17 protein-coding genes are annotated in these 20,310 nt (G+C 43.1%); 8 read left to right on the top strand and 9 right to left on the bottom strand.

All coding sequences use genetic code 11. The features are described 5' to 3' along the window. Positions 1–235 precede the first annotated feature (235 nt). The 3 genes from htpG to hemH all read left to right on the top strand — a co-directional run bounded on the left by htpG (position 236) and on the right by hemH (position 4,235). Positions 236–2,140, top strand: coding sequence for a molecular chaperone HtpG (gene htpG / locus IQP38_RS13255; RefSeq protein WP_017634818.1), 1,905 nt, complete (start codon positions 236–238; stop codon positions 2,138–2,140). Positions 2,141–2,460: 320 nt separating this feature from the next. Beyond that, complete coding sequence (adk, locus tag IQP38_RS13260; protein WP_005382094.1) at positions 2,461–3,105, top strand: adenylate kinase; 645 nt, start codon at positions 2,461–2,463, stop codon at positions 3,103–3,105. 167 nt (positions 3,106–3,272) lie between these two features. Then, entirely contained in the window at positions 3,273–4,235 is a 963-nt protein-coding gene (hemH, locus tag IQP38_RS13265; RefSeq protein ID WP_005382095.1) for a ferrochelatase, read from the top strand. A 49-nt stretch (positions 4,236–4,284) separates the two neighbouring features. Here the strand turns inward: hemH and IQP38_RS13270 are convergent, their stop codons facing one another. Then, positions 4,285–5,673, bottom strand: a complete 1,389-nt coding sequence (locus IQP38_RS13270; RefSeq protein WP_193837652.1) for a peptide MFS transporter — start codon at positions 5,671–5,673, stop codon at positions 4,285–4,287. 333 nt (positions 5,674–6,006) lie between these two features. On the opposite strand from IQP38_RS13270, the gene rfaH reads away from it, so the two are divergent. Continuing rightward, positions 6,007–6,507 (top strand): transcription/translation regulatory transformer protein RfaH, encoded by a 501-nt coding sequence (gene rfaH / locus IQP38_RS13275; protein WP_005382098.1) that lies wholly within the window; start codon positions 6,007–6,009, stop codon positions 6,505–6,507. 115 nt (positions 6,508–6,622) lie between these two features. Here rfaH and asnB read toward each other — a convergent pair whose 3' ends face one another. The 4 genes from asnB to nagA form a co-directional block, all read right to left on the bottom strand. Continuing rightward, positions 6,623–8,287: an asparagine synthase B gene (gene asnB / locus IQP38_RS13280; protein WP_005384979.1), complete on the bottom strand. Its 1,665-nt coding sequence runs from the start codon at positions 8,285–8,287 to the stop codon at positions 6,623–6,625. Between the two features lie 230 nt (positions 8,288–8,517). Next, a complete protein-coding gene (locus IQP38_RS13285) occupies positions 8,518–10,107 on the bottom strand; it encodes a cation:proton antiporter family protein (RefSeq protein WP_005384981.1) in 1,590 nt (529 codons plus the stop codon). Positions 10,108–10,188: 81 nt separating this feature from the next. After that, positions 10,189–11,403, bottom strand: a complete 1,215-nt coding sequence (nagC, locus tag IQP38_RS13290; RefSeq protein ID WP_042523152.1) for a DNA-binding transcriptional regulator NagC — start codon at positions 11,401–11,403, stop codon at positions 10,189–10,191. A 2-nt stretch (positions 11,404–11,405) separates the two neighbouring features. Continuing rightward, the gene (gene nagA / locus IQP38_RS13295) at positions 11,406–12,542 is read right to left on the bottom strand and encodes an N-acetylglucosamine-6-phosphate deacetylase (RefSeq protein WP_193837653.1); all 1,137 of its coding nucleotides are present in this window, start codon (positions 12,540–12,542) and stop codon (positions 11,406–11,408) included. A gap of 489 nt (positions 12,543–13,031) precedes the next feature. Between nagA and nagE the strand changes: the two genes are divergently transcribed. Beyond that, positions 13,032–14,525, top strand: coding sequence for an N-acetylglucosamine-specific PTS transporter subunit IIBC (gene nagE, locus IQP38_RS13300; RefSeq protein ID WP_005384985.1), 1,494 nt, complete (start codon positions 13,032–13,034; stop codon positions 14,523–14,525). A gap of 276 nt (positions 14,526–14,801) precedes the next feature. Continuing rightward, a complete protein-coding gene (glnS, locus tag IQP38_RS13305; protein WP_005382124.1) occupies positions 14,802–16,472 on the top strand; it encodes a glutamine--tRNA ligase in 1,671 nt (556 codons plus the stop codon). Between the two features lie 222 nt (positions 16,473–16,694). On the opposite strand, the gene fcrX is transcribed toward glnS, so the two are convergent. Further along, complete coding sequence (gene fcrX, locus IQP38_RS13310) at positions 16,695–17,144, bottom strand: ferric iron uptake transcriptional regulator FcrX (RefSeq protein WP_005382141.1); 450 nt, start codon at positions 17,142–17,144, stop codon at positions 16,695–16,697. A gap of 200 nt (positions 17,145–17,344) precedes the next feature. Here fcrX and IQP38_RS13315 point away from each other — a divergent pair, with 200 nt between their 5' ends. Continuing rightward, complete coding sequence (locus IQP38_RS13315) at positions 17,345–17,848, top strand: DUF4442 domain-containing protein (RefSeq protein ID WP_005382144.1); 504 nt, start codon at positions 17,345–17,347, stop codon at positions 17,846–17,848. A gap of 52 nt (positions 17,849–17,900) precedes the next feature. On the opposite strand, the gene fldA is transcribed toward IQP38_RS13315, so the two are convergent. The 3 genes from fldA to IQP38_RS13330 all read right to left on the bottom strand — a co-directional run bounded on the left by fldA (position 17,901) and on the right by IQP38_RS13330 (position 19,584). Next, the gene (gene fldA, locus IQP38_RS13320) at positions 17,901–18,434 is read right to left on the bottom strand and encodes a flavodoxin FldA (protein ID WP_005382146.1); all 534 of its coding nucleotides are present in this window, start codon (positions 18,432–18,434) and stop codon (positions 17,901–17,903) included. Positions 18,435–18,482: 48 nt separating this feature from the next. Beyond that, positions 18,483–18,704 (bottom strand): DUF2788 domain-containing protein, encoded by a 222-nt coding sequence (locus tag IQP38_RS13325; RefSeq protein WP_005393038.1) that lies wholly within the window; start codon positions 18,702–18,704, stop codon positions 18,483–18,485. A 112-nt stretch (positions 18,705–18,816) separates the two neighbouring features. Continuing rightward, positions 18,817–19,584: an alpha/beta fold hydrolase gene (locus IQP38_RS13330; protein ID WP_017634814.1), complete on the bottom strand. Its 768-nt coding sequence runs from the start codon at positions 19,582–19,584 to the stop codon at positions 18,817–18,819. Between the two features lie 92 nt (positions 19,585–19,676). Here IQP38_RS13330 and seqA point away from each other — a divergent pair, with 92 nt between their 5' ends. Then, on the top strand, positions 19,677–20,219 hold the full coding sequence (gene seqA, locus IQP38_RS13335; RefSeq protein ID WP_005382149.1) for a replication initiation negative regulator SeqA: 543 nt from the start codon (positions 19,677–19,679) through the stop codon (positions 20,217–20,219). Positions 20,220–20,310 lie beyond the last annotated feature (91 nt).

Genomic DNA, 20,310 nt, shown 5'->3' on the forward strand with positions numbered 1-20,310 from the left:
TGATTTATGTCACAAAATTACCGGGGCGCTTGGAGTGCGCACGACATTTTAGATGCTTTTAGACGGGTAGGATAATTAAAATTTTCTAAAAAAACACCGTTTTTAGCAATATTGACCTTGAATTTACATTTGTCAGCCACATGTTAAATGACATCTCGGTAAGGTGATTTCAAGGGGAAAGTCACAAACTTGTCCCTATGAAAAAGCCAATTAGTTTAGATGTTATGGAGCACACATGAGCGAAACCGTATCTCAAAATAAAGAAACTCGTGGTTTTCAATCAGAAGTAAAACAACTACTGCATTTAATGATCCATTCTCTTTATTCAAATAAAGAGATCTTTTTGCGCGAGCTGATCTCTAACGCATCAGATGCATCAGACAAACTGCGCTTTCAGGCGTTATCTAACCCAGATCTATACGAAGGTAATGCAGACCTTTGCGTGAAACTGTCGTTTGATGAAAGCGCAAATACCTTAACCATTTCTGATAACGGTATCGGTATGAGCCGTGATGATGTGATTGAGCACTTAGGAACAATCGCAAAATCTGGTACAGCTGAGTTTTTCTCAAAGCTATCTGAAGAGCAGAGCAAAGACTCTCAGCTTATTGGTCAGTTTGGTGTTGGTTTCTACTCGGCATTTATCGTTGCTGACGCCGTTACCGTGCGCACTCGCGCTGCGGGTCTAGCCGCTGATGAAGCGGTACAATGGCACTCAGCGGGTGAAGGTGAGTACACCATCGAAAACATTACCAAAGAGTCACGTGGTACCGACATCATTCTTCATATGCGTGAAGAGGGTAAAGAGTTTTTGAATGAGTGGCGTCTACGTGACGTTATCAGTAAGTACTCTGATCACATCGGCATTCCTGTTTCAATCCAAACTGTCGTTCGTGATGACGAAGGCAAGGAAACAGATGAGAAGAAGTGGGAGCAAATCAACAAAGCCCAAGCACTGTGGACGCGTAACAAATCTGATATTTCAGAAGAAGAGTATCAAGAGTTCTACAAACACGTATCACATGACTTTGCCGATCCCTTGGTCTGGAGTCATAACCGTGTAGAAGGTAAAAACGACTACACGAGCTTACTATACATCCCATCGAAAGCACCTTGGGATATGATGAACCGCGACCACAAATCAGGCTTGAAACTGTACGTACAGCGCGTATTCATTATGGACGATGCAGAGCAATTTATGCCGTCATACTTACGCTTCGTACGTGGTTTAATAGACTCAAACGATTTACCGCTAAACGTATCGCGTGAGATTTTACAAGACAATAAAGTGACTCAGTCTCTACGTAATGCTTGTACTAAGCGCGTGCTAACGATGCTCGAGCGCATGGCCAAGAATGACGAAGATAAATACCAATCATTCTGGAAAGAGTTTGGTCTTGTGATGAAAGAGGGCCCTGCGGAGGACTTTGCAAACAAAGAGAAAGTTGCAGGTTTATTGCGCTTTGCTTCAACTGAAGTGGATTCTTCTGAGCAAACTGTGGGCTTGGCGTCTTACGTTGAGCGCATGAAAGAAGGTCAAGATAAGATCTACTACTTGACGGCAGACAGCTATGCAGCTGCGAAAAACAGCCCTCACTTAGAACTGTTCAAAGCGAAAGGCATTGAAGTTATCTTGATGTACGACCGCATTGATGAGTGGCTGATGAACTACTTAACTGAGTTTGATGGTAAACAGTTCCAGTCAATCACTAAGGCTGGGCTTGATCTAAGTCAGTTTGAAGATGAAGCAGAAAAAGAGAAGCAAAAAGAAACCGAAGAAGAGTTTAAGTCGGTTGTAGAGCGCACGAAGTCTTACCTAGGCGATCGTGTGAAAGAAGTTCGTACGACCTTCAAACTCGCATCCACGCCTGCTGTTGTGGTAACGGACGATTACGAAATGGGCACTCAAATGGCGAAGCTTCTTGCGGCAGCTGGTCAAGCTGTACCGGAAGTGAAATACATCTTTGAGCTAAACCCTGAGCACGAATTGGTTAAGCGTATGGCTGACGAAGCCGATGAAGAAGCGTTTGGTCGCTGGGTTGAAGTTCTGCTTGGTCAGGCAATGCTAGCGGAGCGAGGCTCTATTGAGGATCCAACAGAGTTCTTAGGAGCCGTTAATCAACTTTTGACTAAGGTGTAATAACCTCTGCAAATCAAAAAGCTCGCATTTCGCGAGCTTTTTGTTTGTTGTCGCAAAATTTTGCATCTCAAGTGCTGAGTTAATAATCAATAGGGCGTGAAAGAGGGTACTGTTAACATTCTTTAGTCTTAATACACTCTTTGCTCAGAGAACCTGTGATAGAATCTGCGACTTGAATGTGAGTAATAAGGCGTGTATTTTTGCTCGCCTATATACGTTATACCGAAACTTATCGTTGCAGGTGCTTCTCAGGTTTGATGTCTAAGAGGTCAGCTATTGTGAGCTTCGGTATAAATCTTAAATATTAAAGAGGATAAATCATGCGCATCATTCTTCTAGGTGCTCCAGGTGCAGGTAAAGGCACACAAGCAAACTTCATCATGGAAAAATACGGTATTCCACAAATCTCTACTGGTGATATGCTTCGTGCTGCTATCAAAGCAGGTACAGAGCTTGGTAAACAAGCTAAAGCTGTTATTGACGCTGGTCAGCTAGTTTCTGATGAAATCATCCTTGGTCTTATCAAAGAGCGCATCGCTCAAGAAGACTGTGCAAACGGTTTCCTACTAGATGGTTTCCCACGTACTATCCCTCAAGCTGACGGCCTAAAAGAAATGGGCGTAGACGTAGACTACGTTATCGAATTTGACGTTGCAGACGATGTGATTGTTGAGCGTATGGCTGGTCGTCGTGCTCACCTTCCTTCTGGTCGTACTTACCACGTGGTTTACAACCCGCCTAAAGTGGAAGGTAAAGATGATGTAACTGGTGAAGATCTTGTTGTTCGTGATGATGACAAAGAAGAAACAGTACGTGCTCGTCTAGGTGTTTACCACGAGCAAACTGCACCGCTAATCAACTACTACGGCAAAGAAGCTGAAGCAGGCAAGACTAAGTATCTTAAGTTTGATGGTACTAAGCAAGTAGCTGAAGTTAGTGCGGATATCGAGAAAGCACTATCTTAATTTGCTGAAGTCAAAAATTTAATATTTTGATATATTGAAAGCGGCCCAAGTGGTCGCTTTTTTTAGTTTACTCGTAAACATATATCTAATTAACTTCAGCTCGGCTATTCGTTACTTCGAGGTTACTTAAATATATGAACCAAGCCGTTTACCATGAATAGGATGTTATGAAAGAGAATAATAAACAGGGTGTACTCCTAGTTAACCTGGGAACTCCTGACGCACCAACCGCTCCTGCCGTAAAGCGTTTTTTAAGTCAGTTTCTTCATGATCACCGAGTGGTAGACATGACTCGATGGCTTTGGTGTCCACTATTGCACGGCGTTATCCTTCCTATCCGAGCTCCTAAAGTTGCCAAACTCTATCAATCAGTATGGATGGAAGAGGGCTCGCCGTTGATGGTGTACTCTAAACGCCAAACTGAAAAGTTAGCACAAAAGCTTGATATACCTGTAGAGCTTGGTATGACGTATGGTAACCCAAGTTTACAATCAGGCTTTGAAGCCCTATTGGCGCAAGGCGTTGATGAAGTCATTGTTTTACCGTTGTATCCGCAATACTCGGGAACAACAACGGCAGCGGTTTCTGACGGAATCACTAAAGCATTTAAAAACCTGCCTGTGATGCCAAGCTTTAGCTTTATTCGTGATTATTACAATCACCCGAAATATATTGAAGCGTTAGCGCATTCAGTTCGTGAACATTGGCAAAAGAATGGTCAGGGAGATTACCTGCTGTGTTCTTATCATGGTATTCCAAAACGCTATGCTGACAATGGTGATGTTTACCCACAGCATTGTGAAGAGACGACTCGCTTGCTTGGGGAAGCGTTAGGTTTAAGTGAACAACAAATTGGCATGACGTATCAGTCCCGATTTGGGAGAGAAGAGTGGCTTCAACCTTATACCGATAAGACCCTAGAGGCACTTCCTGCAAAGGGTGTGAAAAATATTAATGTTGTGACCCCTGCATTTTCTTCAGATTGTTTAGAGACGTTGGAAGAGATCTCGGAAGAGTGTAAAGAGATTTTCCTTGAAGCAGGTGGTGAAAACTTTACCTACATCCCTTGTTTGAACGATAGTGAACTTCATATCGAGATGATGGTTGAGTTAGTTAAATCTAAACTTTAGATACAAAAAAGGGTCGCAATAGCGACCCTTTCTACGTTTAGTTGAGCGATCAAGCGACTTGTACTTGCTGCTCTTCTACTTGCTCTGCCGTGCTGTGCGTATTTTCAGCGCCATGCATCCAGCGAACGAGTGTATTAGAGAACAGGAGCAAGATTACGCCACTTACGGTTGCGCTGACCGCAATACCACTAAAGATAGCCATAGCGCCTAACTCGCCTACGTGAGAACCCACATAGCCCGCAACATAGTTAGCAATCGCATTACAGCCAAACCATGCACCCATCATAAGTGAAGCTAAGCGAAGCGGTGCTAATTTAGTCACCAATGAAAGACCAATTGGAGATAAACACAGCTCGCCTAATGTGTGGAAGAAGAAAGCGCCGACCAACCATAACATCGATGTTTTTACTGTTGTATCTCCACCTTTTTCTAGCACTGCGCCAACCATACAAAGGAAACCAATCGCCAAGAAAAATAGTGCCATCGCAAATTTCACTGGCGAAGTAGGTTCACGTTTACCCAATTTTACCCAAAGGACAGCCAGAACTGGCGCTAGAGTAATAATGAAAAATGGGTTTAGTGATTGGAACCACGCAGCAGGAACTTCGAAACCACCAATCATGCGATCAGTATATTGTTGAGTGTAGATGTTCATCAGGCCACCAGCTTGTTCAAAGCCTGCCCAGAAGACAATAGTGAATAAGCTCATGACCAGAATTACTTTTAGTCGATTCACTTCTTCTTTGGTGAGTGGCTGCTTCGTGGTGGCGTTTTTGTTATTTAGATCTCGTTTCGCCGCTGGTTCGCGGCCAATATCACCAAGCCATGATTGAGCCAGTACCATTTGCATCACTAGGCTAACCAGCATACCCACACCAGCGGCAACAAAGCCAGCTTTCCAACCGTAAGAGGTTGTCACAGAGCCAGAAACGACGCCGGCAAGTAATGCACCTAAGTTGATACCCATATAAAAGATAGTGAATGCGCCGTCACGACGGTTGTCACCTTCTTGATAAAGGTCGCCAACCATGGTTGAGATATTTGGCTTAAAGAGACCGTTACCAGTGATAAGTAGGCCAAGACCTAAATAGAAACTGTGTAGCGAACCAATACCTAAAGCATCAGCAGGAAGTGCAAGAGTAAACTGGCCGATGGCCATTAACGCGCCACCAAGCAAAATTGAGCGACGTTGACCTAAATAGTTATCTGCTAGGTAACCACCGATAAGAGGCGTGATATACACAAGCCCTGTGTATATGCCGTATAGGTCTAATGCGTCTTTGGTTGACCAGCCAAGGCCGCCATTCATTGTTGTATCAGTAAGGTAAAGCACGAGAATGGCACGCATTGCGTAGTAAGAAAAGCGTTCCCACAGTTCTGTACCGAACAATAAGAACAGGCCACGTGGATGACCAAAATATTGATGTTGGTTTGACATAAGCTCTTCTAATAATAGTTATTACATTTTTTAACGACTTCTACGTATACAATGCAATTCAACGAGTGACAAATAATAAAATTTTGCCATTCAACTATTTTTGTTTGTTAAGTGGCTGTTTTTGATTGGATTTGCAGATTATATGATGGTGTATTGGTTGTGTTACAAACTTAATTTCCATTTTTGCCTATGGACTTCTTTATCGTAAGTTACTGAAAAATGTCGTTAATGCGAGCGATGTATAATCATACTTTTATAGATAAACTGAATATCAATGACTCAACTTTGGCTTAATGCTAGGATAAAAACAAAATAGAATTGGCTAGTAAAAAGATGAAACGTTGGTATCTACTTTATTGTAAACGTGGGGAGCAGGTTAGGGCGAAACAACACCTTGAAAATCAAGGTGTAGAGTGCTTTTATCCAACTGTAGAAGTTGAGAAGATTTTGCGCGGTAAAAGACAAAAAGTCGAGGAACCGCTGTTTCCTTGTTACGTATTCGCTTACTTTGATTATGAGCAAGGGCCAAACTTCACCTCAGTCCGCTCTACTCGAGGTGTTGTTGACTTTGTGCGTTTTGGTGCTCAACCGAAAGAAGTTCAAGGTGACTTGGTCTTCGAATTGATGCAGCTAGAAAAGTGTTGTAATGACAATACCGTTTCTGAATGTATGCCAAAACCAGGCGATCAAATTAGAGTTAAAAGCGGTCAATTTGCGGGCATAGATGCCATCTTCCAAGAACAAGATGGTGAGAAACGCTCAATTATGCTAGTTCAGATGATCACCAAGCGTGTGCCTGTCAGCATAGACAATAGTGATTTAGATTTAAAATAGCCTAATTCCATCAAACATAAAAAGAGGTGCAAAAGCACCTCTTTTTGATCGTATCTAATTTTCTGTCTGTTTTAAAAGGGTTGGACGAACCGACCCTTATCTTTATCGTAGAGAATTAGTATGAGTCGTTGTGAACGGTCTGTACTGCACGACCTGATGGGTCAACACAGTTTTGGAACGATTCATCCCATTCAATCGCCTTCGCTGAAGAACACGCTACTGAAGGGCCTCCTGGTACACACTCTGCTGCTGATGGAAGTGGGAATAACTCTTCAAAGATTTCACGGTACACGTAGCCTTCTTTTGTCGTTGGCGTGTTGTATGGGAATCGATATTGAGCTGTTTCCATCTGCTGGTCTGTCACTTTCTGTTCCGCGACTTCTTTCAGCGTATCGATCCAGCTGTAGCCAACGCCATCAGAGAATTGCTCTTTTTGACGCCATGCGATCGATTCTGGCAGGTAGTGCTCGAAGCACTCACGAAGGATGTGTTTCTCCATTTTACCGTTGCCACACATCTTGTCTGCTGGGTTCAAGCGCATTGCTACATCTATGAACTCTTTATCTAGGAAAGGTACGCGTCCTTCAACTCCCCATGCTGCCAGCGACTTGTTAGCACGAGCACAGTCGAACATGTTCAGAGCAAGCAGTTTACGCACTGTCTCCTCGTGGAACTCTTTCGCGTTTGGCGCCTTGTGGAAGTAAAGGTAGCCACCAAAGATTTCGTCAGCGCCCTCACCAGACAATACCATCTTGATACCCATCGCTTTGATCTTACGACCCATTAAGAACATAGGTGTTGATGCGCGGATAGTCGTCACGTCATACGTTTCAATGTGGTAAATCACGTCACGAATCGCGTCCAAACCTTCTTGAATCGTGTACGTCATTTCGTGGTGAACGGTACCAATTTGGTCGGCAACTTCGCGAGCTGCTTTCAGGTCAGGCGCGCCTTCTAGGCCAACAGCAAAAGAGTGCAGTTGAGGCCACCAAGCTTCAGACTTTTCATCATCTTCAATACGCATCGCTGCAAAGCGTTTTGCTACCGCAGATGTAATAGAAGAATCTAGACCGCCTGAAAGAAGTACACCGTAAGGCACGTCAGTCATTAGTTGGCGTTTAACAGCCGCTTCTAGCGCTTCAGTCAATTCTTCTTTGCTAGTGCTGTTACCTTGTACTGCTGCGTACTCGTTCCAGTCACGAACATAGTAACGTGTTGGCTCAGTATCTTTAGAGCTGTAGTAGCTACCAGGAGGGAATTCACTTACTGTTTTACATACTGGAACAAGAGCCTTCATCTCTGATGCCACATAGTAGTTACCATGCTCATCGTGACCTTGATAAAGAGGGATAATACCAATATGGTCACGGCCGACTAAATACTCATCTTTTTCTTCGTCGTAGAGCACAAAAGCGAAAATACCGTTTAGTTCTTCAAGGAGATCTGCACCCATATCTTGGTAAAGTGCAAGAATGACTTCACAGTCTGAATCGGTTTGAAATTCGTACTTTCCTTCGTAACGAGCACGAATTTCTTTATGGTTGTAGATTTCACCATTGACGGCAAGGATGAGCTTCTTATCAGGGCTGTATAGCGGCTGTGCACCACTATTTAGACCAACAATCGCCAAGCGCTCGTGCGCTAAAATAGCACGCTCTGAAGAGTAAATCCCAGACCAGTCTGGGCCACGGTGACGAAGTTTTTTCGACATCTCTAATGCGATAGGGCGCAATGCGGCTGCATCGCTTTTAATGTCTAAAATGCCAAATACTGAACACATACTACATCCTTACTAAACTAAACAATTTCTAATCGGTATGGTTTAAATTTGCCATTACTAATAAAAAAAGCAACGTTTTGTGATTAAAAAAATGATAAAAGGCCTTGTTGTATGGAAAATATTTAACTCAATCGTTGTTTTGGTGAATGAGATCAAGGTTTGGTATAAAAACTATACAAAAAAGGCTTTCTATCAATAGAAAGCCTTTCAAAAAATATCAGTGCTGTTGCTTATTTAATTGGTGTGAATTTAGGCTGAAGTTGTTTACAGACGTGTCGAGCAAAACCGCTACCAGCTTCACTATATATATTGAATGCTGCGTCAACGCCATTTTCAAGTAAGCCTTCCAATTGATCTGGGTATTCGGCGATAGCGGCAATTTGCCCCTTATATTTTCTGCGTTTAAGCTGCTCAAGTGCTGTTTGGTTACCTTGATGATGTGGCATTGCAAGCAGAACCAGTTTTACATGACCTGTATCTAAAATTCGCTCCCAGAAATCCGGGTCGGTGGCATCACCAGAAATCACATTTCTTCCTTCTGAACGATGATGATGTGCAGCGTCTTCACGAATTTCTATACCCAATGAAATTTTGCCATAGCGTGAGCGTAGCTCATCATAAGCGCCCGTTCCAATACGCCCCATACCTAAGATCAATACTTGGGCATGACCTGGGTTGATGAGTTGGTCGCGTTGATTGAGCTTTTCTACCGCTGTCTCTTGCAGCCACTTACCTGAATGTTGATAAATTTTATGGCTAAGGCGGTTAAGTGGCGCGGAAATTACAAAGGATACCGACACCGCAACCGCAATCGCAGCAAGCATATCACTTGGCATCCAGCCCATTTTATAGGCCAATCCAGCAACAATAAGACCAAACTCACTGTAGTTAAATAGTGATAAAGAGGCGAGCAAAGAGGTACGTACTCGAAACTTAAAATGATTAATAGTGACGAAGTACAAGAGTCCTTTGATTGGTAGCAGTAAGATAAATAGCAGGGCGAGAACGACGCCATTCACGCTCAATGAGGCGGATAAACCAATGTTTAAAAAGAAGCAGACTAAAAAGAGCTCCTTCATATTGAATAATGACTTGGATAGTTCTGAGGCTTTTGGGTGACCTGCGAGTAGCATGCCTAAAATTAGCGCGCCCAAGTCTGGTTTCATCCCGACCAACTCGAATAGCCCAGCACCGACAACAAGCGCGAAGAAAATACCGAATAGCACCAGCATTTCGCCGTGGCCAACTTTATCGAGCAGCTTATAGAATAGGGGACGAAGGAAAGGCAGTGCGAACAAACCGATGGCATACCATTCTGGGACTTTTCCGGTTGAAGCAGTCAGGAATACTACGGCAAAAATATCTTGCATAACCAAAATACCGATCGCGAGTGTGCCGTAGGTCGCGTTCATTTCGCCTTTTTCTTGCAATGCTTTTACGGCAAAAACGGTACTAGAGAACGATAGTGCAAAAGCTAAAAGCAGGATTTGGCTGCCGTCCATACTGGCTAGCGAAGTCAAGCCCAGTAGTTTTAAGCCGGATAACGCTAGGGCAAAAAAAGCGGTAGAGAGTATGTTGTGGGCGGTTGCCCCTCCCCATATTTCTTTGGACAGCAGGGTTTTTACATCGAGTTTGAGTCCAATAGTAAACAGAAGAAGAGTAACACCAAGATCTGCGAGAGTGACGATAACGTCATTGCTTTGGTAACCAAATGCATGCAAGCCAAATCCAGCTAGTAGAAAACCAACGAGGGGAGGGAGGCTGCATTTAAGCGCAATAAAACCAGCTAAAAAAGCGGCTGTAATTAGAATAATTTCCATACTGTTAAGCTGTATTCCTGATATACAAAAACGGGCTGTGAAAACACAGCCCGAGATTGTAACTCAATTGGTTGTATAAACTTAGTCTTCCAGTAACTTTTGTAACAAAACTCCGTTCAGCATAGCGCGTTTAATCATCGCAAATGCGCCCATCGTTGGCTGCTTATCAATGTGAGAAGCCACGATAGGGAGGTCGTTATGGAAAGTTTTAAGAGATTGATTCTCTACGTTGCGTTGAATTGCAGGGAAAAGAATATCTTGTGCTGCAGTAATATCGCCAGCAATTACAATTTTCTGTGGATTAAATAAGTTAACCGTAATCGCAATCGCTTTACCTAGCTGGTTGCCCACTCGCACTAAACTCTGTTTCGCAAGTTCATCACCATTCATTGCGTGCTGACATACCGCTTCAATTGTGATGTTTTCAAGGTCGGTTAAGCTTGATTCGTATCCTTGAGTAATCAGTTGCTTCACTCGTTGAATAATCGCTGGGTTTGCAGCTACGGTTTCTAAACAGCCAAAGTTTCCACATTGGCATTGCTCACCAAGCGGGTCAATTTGGATATGACCAATTTCACCGACGTTGCGGTTAAAACCAAGAAAAACCTGGCCGTTAACGATAATACCTGCGCCAGTACCGCGGTGGACGCTAACCAAAATAGAATCCTGGCAGTCTTGGCTTGCTCCAAAGTAGTGCTCAGCCAACGCCATGCCACGTACGTCGTTGCCAACAAAGCATGCTGTATTAAACTTCTCTCCAACAATTTCACCGAGAGCAAGATTATCGATATCGGTATTAGGCATGTATTCGACCACGCCAGTTGTTGGGTTAACAAGGCCCGGTAAAGTGATGCCGATAGCGATGAGTTGATCAATTTTGTCTTCGCAACGGCTTACGAAATCTTTTAATAAATCGATAAGCCCTGCGATTAAGTCTGCTTGGTTAGTGTAGTACAGTTCATGCTGATCTTCTGCCAGCGCGGTACCACCTAAATCGTATAAACTGAACTGTACGTAATCTCGACCTAAGCGAACGGCAATCGAATGAAAAGGTTTGACTTCAGTAGTCAAAGAGATCGCACGACGACCACCAGTTGAAGCTTGTTGGGCGACCTCCTTAATAAGGCCGCGCTCTAAAAGTTGGCGGGTTATTTTGGTAACACTAGCAGGCGCGAGTTGACTCACGTCCGCGACTTGAATACGGGAGATAGGACCTTGCTGATCAATCAGCCTATATACCGCAGCGCTGTTAAGCTGTTTTACTAAATCTACATTACCAATCTGTCCGCCATTCATGCTTAATTTTGCTCGTATTGTCCGTTAACAACCGTCGCTTTTACTTTAAAGTCACGATCGAAAATAGTCAGGTTTGCAACCATCCCTTTTCGAACTCGGCCAAGGCGATCCTCAACACCAATTGCTGTTGCTGGGTATAACGTGGCCATTCGTAGAGCTTCGTCTAAAGCGATCCCCGCGTGCTCAACTGAATTCTGAACTGCTTCAATCATTGTCAAAGCTGAGCCGCCTAGCGTGCCATTTTCATCAACACACTTACCATCTCGGTAATATACTTTCTTACCGACAAAAATAAAGTGATCAATGTTAGCACCTGCTGGAGCTGTGGCATCCGTCACCAAAACAAGCTTTTCACCTTTGATTTTATGAGCAATTCGGATGTTTGCGTAGTCGACGTGAAAACCATCAGCAATAATGCCAGCGTATACGTCAGGAGTATCGTAAATTGCACCAACAACTCCTGGTTCACGACCAACCATTGGTGTCATTGCATTAAAGAGGTGTGTGGCAAAAGTAATGCCTGCTTCAAAGCTTTTACGTGCTTCGGCGTAGGTTGCATTTGTGTGGCCAATTGAAACCACGATGCCAGCAGCCTTTAATCGCGCAATATGCTCTGGGTCGTTATGCTCAGGTGCTAGCGTTACTTTCGCTACGATATCGGCGTTTGCGCAGATAAGGTCGATCATGCTTTCGTCTGATGGGCGAATAAAATCGACGTTATGGATGCCTTTTTTCGCGACGTTAAGGTAAGGACCTTCGAGGTGTAAACCAAGCGATTGATTTTGATACTTGTTGTGGTACTCACGAGCTGCGGCAATTGCAGTTCGCATATCTTCATCAGATGACGTAATGAGTGTTGGCAGGAAGCTAGTACAGCCAGATTTGAGGTTTGCCTGGTGCATGATTTGCATGGTTTCAGGGGTAATTGCATCGTTTAGCATTACACCGCCACAACCGTTCAACTGCAGATCGATAAAGCCTGGACTTAGATTAGCGCCTGCAAGGTCTTTTAGTTCGATGCTTTGAGGTAGCTCAGAAACCGGCACAATAGATTGAATAAGATCGTTTTCGATGATGACCGCATGATCGGTAAGAACATCACTACAGGTATAAATTTTACAGTTACTTAGCGCGTACATAGTCAGCTAGTCCTTATAGATGAGAATTCAATTTCTATATCGTTATCTAAGTAGAGACTGCTTCAGTCATATGGGTACTTAGTTTGTATCACTGAATTAGATAACGAGTCACATACAGCAAGTCGCGTTTTATCGATGTTATTGTCATAGTAACTAACTGAAAAGTAATAATTGTATGGTTTTTTATGATTCTTTTTCAGAGCAAAGTTACAGTGATTTACCCGCCTAGATACCAAAATAACACTGATTCTGCCTTGCATAAAGTGCGAGAATATTATCTTTAAAACGCCATTTTTTCGTATAATAAAATAAGTTTTATGATCTCGCTAGCAAAAACCTTCCGAAAGGGCAAATTGTGGTGATTATGATCACAAACGGTGAGCTTTTAATTTGCGGAGCAAAATTAATATCATAAACTTAGGATGACTAAATTGGACGGCTGAAATAAGTCATTCAACATAACATCTAATCCTATAGGGGGAACTTAAGGTGAACATTCTCGGATACTTCCAGAAGGTGGGTAAGGCGCTTATGGTGCCGGTTGCCACACTTCCTGCAGCAGCAATACTCATGGGTATTGGCTACTGGATCGACCCAAATGGCTGGGGCGCAAACAGTGCACTTGCTGCATTTCTTATTAAAGCTGGTGCAGCGATCATTGACAACATGTCAGTATTGTTCGCTGTTGGTGTTGCTTACGGAATGTCTAAAGACAAAGATGGCGCCGCTGCACTTTCAGGCTTCGTGGGCTTCTTAGTTGTCACAACGCTTTTGGCCCCTGGTGCAGTATCACAAATTCAAGGCATTGACCCAAGTGAAGTACCTGCTGCATTTGGTAAAATCAATAACCAGTTCGTAGGTATCTTGGTTGGTATTGTTTCTGCTGAGTTGTACAACCGTTTTTCTCACGTAGAGCTGCACAAAGCACTGGCGTTTTTCTCTGGTAAGCGTCTTGTACCTATCCTAACGTCTTTTGCTGGTATCGTTATTGCGTTCATCCTGATGTACGTTTGGCCATCAGTTTACGGCGGTCTGGTCAGTTTTGGCGAAAGCATTCAAGGTATGGGTGAAGCAGGTGCAGGTGTTTATGCATTCTTCAACCGTCTTCTAATTCCTGTTGGTCTGCACCATGCACTAAACTCAGTGTTCTGGTTTGATGTTGCTGGTATTAATGACATTCCAAACTTCCTTGGCGGTGCGAAATCATTAGCTGAAGGCACGGCAACGGTAGGTGTTACGGGGATGTACCAAGCGGGCTTCTTCCCAATCATGATGTTTGGTTTACCAGGCGCTGCTCTAGCGATGTACCATACTGCGAAATCAAAGAATAAAGAGAAAGTGGCATCTATCATGATTGCGGCTGCGTTTGCTTCATTCTTTACAGGTGTAACAGAACCACTTGAATTTGCATTCATGTTCCTTGCTCCAGGACTGTACGTTCTTCACGCAGCGCTGACTGGTCTATCAGTTTATATCGCGGCATCAATGCAGTGGATTGCAGGTTTCGGTTTCTCTGCTGGTTTAGTCGACTTAGTATTGTCGACTCGTAACCCGCTAGCGGTAAACTGGTACATGCTCATTGTGCAAGGTCTTGGTTTCTTTGCGGTTTACTACTTCGTGTTCCGTACCGTGATTGTTAAGTTTGGCCTTAAAACACCGGGACGTGAAGATGATGAAGAAGCTTCATCTAACGTGGCTGGATCAAGCAATTCTTCAGAGCTTGCTCGTCAGTACTTGAAAGCACTTGGCGGTCATGACAACCTAAGTTCTATCGATGCCTGTATTACTCGTTTGCGCCTTTCTGTGAAAGATATGAGCGTTATCAATGAGAAAACTCTGAAAGATCTTGGAGCTATGGGAGTTGTGAAGCTAGGTACAAACAACCTACAAGTTATCCTTGGTCCACTAGCAGAGATTGTTGCTGGTGAGATGAAGAATGTATCTAAAGATGAAGACTTAAGTGGTGTTCAGCTACCAGCTTAACTGTTTAATAGTGGTGTGATTGTTTGTTATTGGTATTGCAAACAATTGATACTACAACATCGCAAAAGGCCTCCGCAGGAGGCCTTTTTTCGTTTAGGCCCTTTGAATCTGCTTTGCTTTCACGCTAACTCGATAAATATTGTCGTTTTAGAGCGAGTTCTTGTTGTCTAATTGCTTAGAATTGTGGATCATTAGGAACAATGTACTCTGTGAAACCATACTTGGATACAGGGTTCCGTTTTCTCTGACAATACTAATATTTTTGAGGTGCTATAGATGAGTGAAGCTGATGCTCGTCCATCAAACTTTATTCGCCAGATCATTGATAAAGATCTAGCGGATGGTAAACACACTAGCGTGCATACTCGATTCCCGCCGGAGCCAAATGGCTACCTGCATATCGGTCATGCTAAGTCTATCTGTTTGAACTTCGGTATTGCTCAGGACTACCAGGGTCAATGTAATCTGCGTTTCGACGATACAAACCCTGAAAAAGAAGACATCGAATACGTTGAGTCTATCAAGAAAGATGTAAACTGGTTGGGCTTTGAGTGGAGTGGTGAAGTATGTTACTCATCAAACTACTTCGATAAGCTTTACGAATATGCAATTGAATTGATTAACAAAGGCTTAGCGTACGTAGATGAGCTAAGTCCAGAGCAAATTCGTGAATACCGCGGCACACTAAAGGCGCCAGGTAAACCAAGTCCATACCGTGACCGTTCTGTTGAAGAGAACTTGGCGTTGTTTGAAAAAATGCGCGCTGGTGAATTTGAAGAAGGTAAAGCGTGTCTTCGTGCTAAAATCGACATGGGTTCTTCATTCATGGTCATGCGCGATCCAGTTTTATACCGAGTGCGTTTTGCTACGCACCACCAAACTGGTGATAAGTGGTGCATTTACCCAATGTACGACTTTACGCACTGTATTTCTGATGCATTAGAAGGCATTACGCACTCTATTTGTACGCTTGAATTCATGGATAACCGTCGTCTGTACGATTGGGTTCTAGACAACATCACGATCGAAAGCCGTCCACATCAATACGAGTTCAGTCGTTTAAACCTTGAATACACAGTGATGTCTAAGCGTAAGCTTAACCAGCTAGTTACTGAAAAACTGGTTAATGGTTGGGATGATCCACGTATGCCGACTGTCTCAGGTCTGCGTCGTCGTGGCTTCACACCTGCATCTATTCGTGAGTTTTGTAAGCGTATTGGTGTAACGAAGCAAGAAAATATGATCGAGTTTAGTTCATTAGAATCTTGTATTCGTGATGACCTAAACGAGAACGCTCCGCGTGCAATGGCTGTACTGGATCCTGTTAAAGTTGTTATCGAAAACTTTGAAGCAGGCGCAGTAGAAAACTTGACAGTTGCCAACCACCCAAATAAACCTGAAATGGGCGTGCGTGAAGTGCCATTCACGCGTGAATTGTGGATTGAGCGTGAAGACTTCCGTGAAGAAGCGAACAAAAAGTACAAGCGTTTAGTGCTAGGTAAAGAAGTTCGTTTACGTGGTGCTTACGTGATCAAAGCTGAGCGCGTTGAAAAAGATGCCGAAGGCAACATCACAACGATCTTCTGTTCTTACGATGCAGATACGCTAGGTAAAAACCCAGCAGATGGTCGTAAAGTGAAAGGCGTTATTCATTGGGTGTCAGCTGATAAAGCTCTTCCAGCGGAAATTCGTCTGTACGATCGTTTATTTACGGTGCCAAACCCAGGCGCAGCGGAAGATTTTGCTTCTACTATCAACCCTGAATCATTAGTTGTGATCAATGGCTTCGTCGAGCCTAGCCTAGCTTCCGCAGAAGCAGAAAAAGGTTACCAGTTTGAACGTATGGGTTACTTCTGTGCAGACTCGAAAGACTCTTCAGCAGATAATCTAGTATTCAACCGCACGGTTGGTCTACGTGATACCTGGGCAAAAATTGAGAATCAATAATCTCAATTAATGCTGAGAACGATGAAAAAATGCCAGCAAACGCTGGCATTTTTTATACCTAATCCCACAGAGTGCTATATAGATGTGCAAAACTGTGGAGAAAAAAGATGGGTGTTTAGTAGCTTTTGTTCTGTAACCAAAGTACTGACGTCTAAGGTTCTGACTTCTAGAAACAAAAAACGCCAGCATGTGCTGACGTTTACTTTTTAAATTAACAAACCCTTATTTTTTCGGTTTGTGTGCATCTGGATTGTCTTTACAACCACCATCGCTACACTTGCCGTACAAGTATAAGCTGTGGTTTGTTAGTGTGACATTGTACTTAGCTGCAATCTCTTTTTGACGTTCTTCAATAAGATCGTCAGAAAATTCAATTACCTCACCACAGTCTAGGCACACTAGGTGGTCGTGGTGATGTTGAGTCGATAATTCGAAGACTGACTTTCCACCTTCAAAGTGGTGACGAGTTACAATACCAGCATCGTCGAACTGGTTTAGAACTCGGTAAACAGTTGCTAGGCCAATTTCTTCACCTAGATCAATCAACTTTTTGTACAAATCTTCAGCACTGATGTGCTGGCAGTCTGGCTGCTGAAGTACTTCTAGAATTTTTAGCCTCGGAAGGGTTACTTTTAAACCCGCATCCTTCAGCGCCTGATTATTATCTGACATATACTTTCCCGTTGGATCATCTGCAGCGATTTAACAGAATTCAATCTTCCTACCATTATAGGATAAGCGTTCGGAACATTAAACCACGAACTTCAAAGGGTTAATAGAATCTTTTTGTAAATTAGAAACAGGTCTATTATATTACAGCTCTGACCAGTTACAATTATGTAACATTAAGCTTGGAGAGGGCAGAGATAGCGATGAATAGGCGACTAGCGAAGATATACAAACCAGGAATTGTAAAGTTCGCACTCAATATTTGGCCTCCTTTTTGGGGGGCGGGTATTAAAATCTTACATATTTCTCAAGACTTCCGTACTGTAAAGGTACGTTTAAAGCTTCGCTGGTGGAATAAAAATGCCAATCGCACCCAATATGGCGGCAGTATTTTCTCTTTAACTGATCCTATTTACTCGTTGATGCTGATGGGGATTCTACGAGAGGAATATTATGTGTGGGATAAAGAGGCAAGCATTAACTTTATTAAGCCGGGGCAAAGTGATTTGTTTGCAGAATTTGAGGTCACTGAAGGGATGCTGGAAAACATTTATCAAATGACACGGAATGGAGAAAAGTGTTTTCCTGAGTTTATTACTCATGTAAAAGATAAACAGGGGAATGTGGTTTCAGAGGTTCAACGCAAGCTTTATGTAAGAAAGAAACCTCAGTATCGCGAAGAGGAAGTACTTACCGATGCTGTGTGACAATACATACAAAAAGACCTCCAAGTGGAGGTCTTTGCATCATTCAATTTGATTAGCCTTCTAGCTCAGCTAAACACATCTCTTCATAGATCTGTTTAACCCAGCTTTCAACACGCTCGTCAGTCAATTCTGGTTGGCGGTCTTCATCAATACATAGACCTACGAATTGGCTTTCGTCACCTTCAACAAGTGCTTTAGACGCTTCAAATTCGTAGCCTTCTGTCGAGGTATGGCCAAGAATTGTGCCGCCTTTAGACTCAACGATATCACGGACTGTGCCCATCGCGTCACAGAAGTATTCTGCGTAGTCTTCTTGGTCGCCACAGCCAAAGATAGCCACTAGCTTAGTAGAGAAGTCGATTTGCTCAAGTTCAGGGAAGAAGTCATCCCAATCACATTGTGCTTCGCCGTAGTACCAAGTTGGGATACCTAGAAGAAGAAGATCGAAGTTATCAATGTCTTCTTTGCTGCTTTTCGCGATGTCTTGAACGTGAACTAGATGTTTACCTAGTTGCTTTTGAATCATCTTTGCAACGGCTTCAGTATTACCTGTGTCGCTACCGAAGAAGATACCTACACTTGCCATAGAGTCTATACCTTTACATTGTTTGTTATTGGCGATGCTACTAAGGGTTTAACCTAACCCTGAGCCTTCCCAAGTTAGCTGAATTACACCTTTTGCAATAAAGCCAGCACAGCCTAGGAAAAGGACTAACCACACAATACGACGACCAAAAACAGGTACATTGCCTTGCTTTAGCACATCTTTTATCGCCATCCCGATGAAAAAAAAGATAGCAGCAAAAAGAAGATCGAGCCCAATAGACTCGAGCATATCCATATAGTCGTAAAGCATTTTAGCCCTTCATGCCGAAAAATCTTGGGCGCACTATACCACTGTTAAACGGTAAAGTTAATGCACTACAAGAAGGGTTATTTCAATAATCTAGTGTTGCTTTTCGAATTTGTTAACTCGAAATGTATTTTCGAATGACTCTCATTACTTCTGTCGGTTTCTCGGCGTGTAACCAGTGACCAGTGCCAGCGATAATGTGTGCTTTAGCATGGTTAAATTGTCGCTTCACTGCCGGCTGATGTTCTGGCATTAAGTAGTCAGAGTCGCCGCCTTTGATAAACAAAGTTGGGATATCTGTTGGTGTGATTTCTTGCCAGCCAATAATTTGGTCATAATTATCAAAAAGGCTCGGTACGTTAAACCGCCAATCCATCTTATCGCCATTTTTGTACAGTGATTTAGAGAGAAATTGTCTTACACCATCGAGTTCAATATGTTGAGCTAGGATATCCATGGCTTGCTGTCGATTTGCTGGTTTTTCATTAATAACAGCATGTAAGCCGTTAAAAACATTATCGTGACGGTTCGTAGTGTAGGCAACAGGCGCCATGTCGAGAACGACTAACTTCTTGACTACATTTGGAGCAATGTCCACAAGAGCCATCGCGACTTTTCCGCCCATGGAGTGCCCAATAACAATAGATGGCTCAACGTTTAAGTGCTGAAGGAGCTGAGCCACATCTTTTGCCATATCGGTATAGTTATGGACTTCGGAGTGGAAAGAGAGGCCGTGATTTCTCAGATCAATACTGATCACCGTGTGATCTTTAATAAGATCGCGGGCGAGTAGACCCAGATTACTTAAACTACCAAACAATCCGTGAATCAAAACAACTGTTTGGCCTTGGCCTTCCTGCTTATAGTTGAGTAATGCTGACATTTTATCTTATTCGTGATGGGTTTAACGTGGAGTATCCGCGTGGATCTCGTTATAATCCCCCAGAGTTTAAACATTGAGAATGTGAAAAGCGAATGAAAACAATTGAGGTTGATGAGGATCTATACCGTTATATAGCTAGTCAAACTAAGCATATCGGTGAAAGCGCCTCGGATATTTTGCGACGCCTTTTAAACCTTGATGGTCAGTTGCAGGAAGCTAAAGCCGCGCCTGTAGTAGAGAAGCCACAAGGGATTGTAGTAAGTAAAGATGCGGGTAAAACGGAATCTGTTGATGTAGTGAAAGAAATGCGTTCGCTGCTTATTTCTGATGAGTTTGCCGGTCTAAAAAAAGCGATTGATCGCTTTATGTTGGTATTATCGACCTTACATAAATTGAATCCAGAAGGTTTCGCCCAGGCTACGAATGTAAAAGGACGCAAACGCGTGTACTTTGCAGATAATGAAGAAACCTTGCTAGCAAACGGTAATACGACCAAGCCAAAAGCCATTCCTGGCACACCGTTTTGGGTTATCACGAATAACAATACAAGTCGTAAAAGACAGATGGTTGAACAAGTGATGGCACACATGGGGTTCCAACCTGACTTAATAGAAAAAGTAACAGGTTCAATCTAAGAAACCTGATAGAAGCCTCATAATGCGTCGCAGTGAGCGGATATTATGAGGCTTTTTTAATTTTATTTGTATTTAAAGAAAGGATGTCAAA

It is taken from the genome of Vibrio sp. OPT41 (genome assembly GCF_015163595.1).
Classification (GTDB): domain Bacteria; phylum Pseudomonadota; class Gammaproteobacteria; order Enterobacterales; family Vibrionaceae; genus Vibrio; species Vibrio alginolyticus.